The organism is Nostoc sp. CHAB 5715, from assembly GCF_020829685.1.
Classification (GTDB): domain Bacteria; phylum Cyanobacteriota; class Cyanobacteriia; order Cyanobacteriales; family Nostocaceae; genus Nostoc.
On the sequence record NZ_JAIVFR010000724.1, the window covers coordinates 1 to 4,006 of the forward strand.

Annotated in this window: 5 protein-coding genes; 2 read left to right on the forward strand and 3 right to left on the reverse strand. The window is 43.0% G+C overall.

The genetic code is table 11. From position 1 onward, the window contains the following. Positions 1-70: 70 nt before the first annotated feature. Both def and LC574_RS29930 read right to left on the reverse strand, forming a co-directional pair. On the reverse strand, positions 71-634 hold the full coding sequence (def, locus tag LC574_RS29925; RefSeq protein WP_229457240.1) for a peptide deformylase: 564 nt from the start codon (positions 632-634) through the stop codon (positions 71-73). 38 nt (positions 635-672) lie between these two features. After that, on the reverse strand, positions 673-963 hold the full coding sequence (locus tag LC574_RS29930; protein WP_229457241.1) for a hypothetical protein: 291 nt from the start codon (positions 961-963) through the stop codon (positions 673-675). Positions 964-1,544: 581 nt separating this feature from the next. Here LC574_RS29930 and LC574_RS29935 point away from each other — a divergent pair. Together LC574_RS29935 and LC574_RS29940 are read left to right on the forward strand one after the other, a co-directional pair. After that, on the forward strand, positions 1,545-2,447 hold the full coding sequence (locus LC574_RS29935; protein WP_229457242.1) for an ABC transporter permease: 903 nt from the start codon (positions 1,545-1,547) through the stop codon (positions 2,445-2,447). A gap of 220 nt (positions 2,448-2,667) precedes the next feature. After that, a complete protein-coding gene (locus tag LC574_RS29940; protein ID WP_229457243.1) occupies positions 2,668-3,477 on the forward strand; it encodes a DUF3598 family protein in 810 nt (269 codons plus the stop codon). A 43-nt stretch (positions 3,478-3,520) separates the two neighbouring features. Here the strand turns inward: LC574_RS29940 and LC574_RS29945 are convergent, their stop codons facing one another. Continuing rightward, on the reverse strand, positions 3,521-3,979 hold the full coding sequence (locus LC574_RS29945; protein ID WP_229457244.1) for a DUF3368 domain-containing protein: 459 nt from the start codon (positions 3,977-3,979) through the stop codon (positions 3,521-3,523). Positions 3,980-4,006: the final 27 nt, after the last annotated feature.

Consider the following 4,006-nt stretch of genomic DNA (forward strand, 5'->3'; position numbering starts at 1 on the left):
CCAACGGAGATCTAGACGTAAACCGCCGAGAAATAAACCGCTTTTTGGAGTTAAATACACAACTAGCCCCCTATGTTATTGGTTTCACCGCTTGATACGAGAAGCCATTCTTAGATAGCTCCTGCACTAAAGTCAAGGAGTTTTCCACACGGTCTACAAATACCACGCCGTTCAGGTGATCCATCTCATGCTGAATGCAGCGTCCCAGGAGGTCATTAGCCTTTAATGTCCGGGGACGACCGTATTCGTCTTTATAGGCAATTTCTACGACTTCGGGGCGCTTTACGTCTAGATATACGTTGGGAATACTCAAGCATCCTTCTTGGGCTACGGAGATGTCACGGCTTACTTGTTTAATAGTGGGGTTAATCAGCACCAAAGGTGGATTAGCTGCATTCTCTGGTTCTAAGTCGATGACAATTAGTTGTTTGTGAATTCCCACTTGGGGTGCAGCCAAACCAATGCCATCTTTGCTATACATAGTTTGCAACATTTCGCGCACCACTTGGCGGAGTTCGTCATCGACTTTTGCAACTCGCTTTGCAGCTTGACGTAGCACGCGATCGCCTAAATAATGAAGCTCCAAAGGTGGATTTTTTAACTTTTTTTTCTCTACAGCAATTTCAGAAGGCATGAGTCTTGATGGCTAGATGGTGAAAATTCCTACTATCTTTATTCTATAAGACTCATATTTGATTTTTGAAATCCCCGTAGGGGAGCCAGTGCTTTGCGGTGAATCCAGCGCTGTAGGCGGGTTTCCCGCCGTAGGCGACTGGTGAACCCGAAGGGAGGTTCCCGACACTCGATAGCGTAGGGCAAAGCCAACTCTTGGAGACGCTGCGCGTAGCTTGCTTCCACGTTCGCGCAGCGTCCCGTAGGGAAAGTGGTATAGCCATAGTCACATAGGTTAGGACATTTTGAAAACGTGAATGTTAGGAATGGTAATAGTTTTACCTCCACCATAGCTGCCTCCTGCCTCCTGCCTCCTGCTATACGGCATAGCATTGCTTAGAGCGACTGTGCGTAGCGTCTGACTTGCTCTAAGCGAACGCGAGTGTGTCTCCTAGAGAAAATGACTAAATAAAAAATATAGCCAAAAATCTTTAGTCTACTTCAGTAGACTTTAGCTGAAAGCCAAAGAACTTTAGTTCTAGGCGGGTGAGTCAAGCCTTCAGTTGATTGCAGCTAGGATTCTATACAGCAGTCCTAAATCATTTGTGAAATATTTTTCTGTTGGCTGTCATTAGTCATTAGTCATTAGTCATTAGTCATTAGTCATTAGTCCTTTGTAATCACAAATGACAAAGCGCAAAGTCTGAGCGGAGGTTTCCTCCGTTGGCGTAGCCCGCCGTAGGCATCAGACGCCACTTGCTTCAAGCCGGGAGACCCGTCCAACGCAGTGGCTTAACTTTGTAAGAGAGGACTAATGACCGAGGACGACCATAACAAAAATTTTCACAATCTCATTTAGGATTCCTATACAATATTTTTCTTAGTAACAAGAATTCTTCAATCTATTTTTTATTTAAATTTTGAGGTGATGTGTGTTTAAATCTTTCACGAAACTTGACTACCTACTCAAAGAAACTTTCCTCGGTTTACTGCGGGGAGGTTGGATGAATTGGGCAGCTGTAAGTACTGTAACCGTGTTACTATTTTTATTCGGCTTGAGTTTGCAAACCTCTTGGCAAGTCGAAAAACTCCTCTATCAGTTTGGTAGTCAACTAGAAGTATCAGTTTATCTCGAACCGGATACGCAAGCCGGAAGCATTGAGTCACTGATCGCAAAAATGCCAGAGGTAGCGGCGATGCAAACCATTACCAAAGAGCAAGCTTGGACTAAGTTAGTTAAAGAAATGAGAATTTCTGATATTGAGGGGGCTACGCAGCAGCTAGGTGAGAATCCTTTAGTTGATGAGATGAAGGTGAGGGCGCGTAATTCTCAAGTTGTACCAACTTTAGCAACGCAGTTGGCTAAATTGCCGGGAGTTGATACGGTGCAGTATGTGGATGAAGCAGTTAAACGCATTGCCCAATTGCACCAAGGTCTAAACTGGATTACTTTAACAATTACGATTATTCTGACTTTAACAGCGATCGCAGTCACTACCACCACAATTCGGCTGATTGTCATGGCGCGACGCCAGGAAATTGAAATTATGCAACTGGTGGGAGCAACCAGAGCTTGGATTTACCTCCCGTTTATTTTACAAGGAATTACCTTCGGTTTAGTTGGTGGTGCGATCGCTTGGAGTTTCATTTCTGTAATTCAACAGTTTCTCGGTAAGTTGCTAGCCAATCAACCTGAATTTATTCAAGCTATCACCAACGGGGTGCAACTCACTCCAGCCCAAATTTTACTCTTGCCCCTGATTCTCTTAAGTTTCGGTGCAGCTGTAGGATTAATGGGAAGCTTATTCGCTGTCCGACGTTTTGCCAAAGGTTAGTCATTGGTCATTAGTCCTTTGTCATTGGTCATTTGTCCTTTGAACTCGGAACTTCGACCTCTGAACTCGAAATTTTCAAAATTTTAAAAGAATAACTGAAGTTTTGCTTGAACAAATATGAAATTAAACCTATATATCAACTTAACAGGGCTAATCAAATGACCAATGACAAATAACAAATGACAAATGACAAATGACAAATGACTAATGACAAAACCTTATGAAATCGCAATGGGAATGTTTTCTGCAAAATCTCGGTGTATGGGAAGGTTCATTTACTAATTTTTCTCCCGAAGGTACACTTCTGACCGAGACTCCTAGCCGTCTTTCTCTAGAAGGTTTGAACAATAACCAGACAGTGCGCTTAACTCTGAGCCGTTCAGGAGGGGATGATGTAATTAGAGAATATAGTTCTGTGGGAGGGGGTCTACTTTTTTTTGAAAATGGTTCATTTTCTGAGGGTTTAATTCAGCTAGGGCCATTTTCAGAATTCGGTGCAGAACTCGCTTTTGTTCATGGAAATCACCGCTTACGTCTGGTGCAACTGTTTGATAAGACTGGTAATCTAAGTAGACTAGTTCTAATTCGAGAACATCTAGCCACAACCCCAGCAGTAGAACGTCCACCTTTGCAGATAAATGATTTGTTGGGAGAATGGCAAGGCCAAGCAGTGACAATATATCGAGATTTACGTTCTCCTGATATTTACTCTACAACTTTGAAAATACAACTTGATGATACTGGGCGATTAATTCAAAGTACCTCTTTTGGGGAACGTACAATTACCTCAACTGCTACCATCAAAGGTTCCATCGTTCTCTTTGACCAAGATCCCCAAAAGCAAGTACAAGTATTATTGTTACCTGATGGCGCTTCTGCAACTTCTCCTTCAAAGGTGCAATTACGTCAACCATTATTTTTGGAAGCGGGTTGGTTAATCCAGCAAAATGTGCGCCAGAGGATGATTCGCAGCTATAACGATAAAGGCGAATGGGTTAGTCTAACATTAGTTACTGAAGAAAAAGTGTAAGGGATTTGAGAGTGCGATCGCTTATCCCCGGTAATTTAGACCATCAGACTTCATCTACCATATTTAAAATCTGATTGTACAGAATTGGAGAGATTCTAAACTGTGATGTAGTAATTAAGGCATCCATCAACGGTTTGACAGCAACGATGAGATTTTGGTGTTTTGCCTCAATCAAAATACCCAGCAATCCAGTAATCCTCAACCCCAGGCGATTAGCTTCTGCTCGACCTCGACGCTCATCAATCAATAATAAATCAGCACTCAGTTCTAAGGCGAGGGCGATCGCCTCAGACTCTCCAGGGTCTAATCTGACCTCATCTCGAAGGCGTTCAACAATCTCACGACTTGCAACTTGTCGAACTTCCAGCCAAGAAGCAGTTTGAACTTCAGAGGTTCCAGGAACGGGAGGATCGATATCAGTAAGCTCACAATATACAGTTTCGGGAATGGTGACTTGAGTGTAGAGTTGAGGCAGAAGTTGCAAGTGTTGACTTGCTGCCAAATTTGTGATTGCTGGGTATTTTGATTG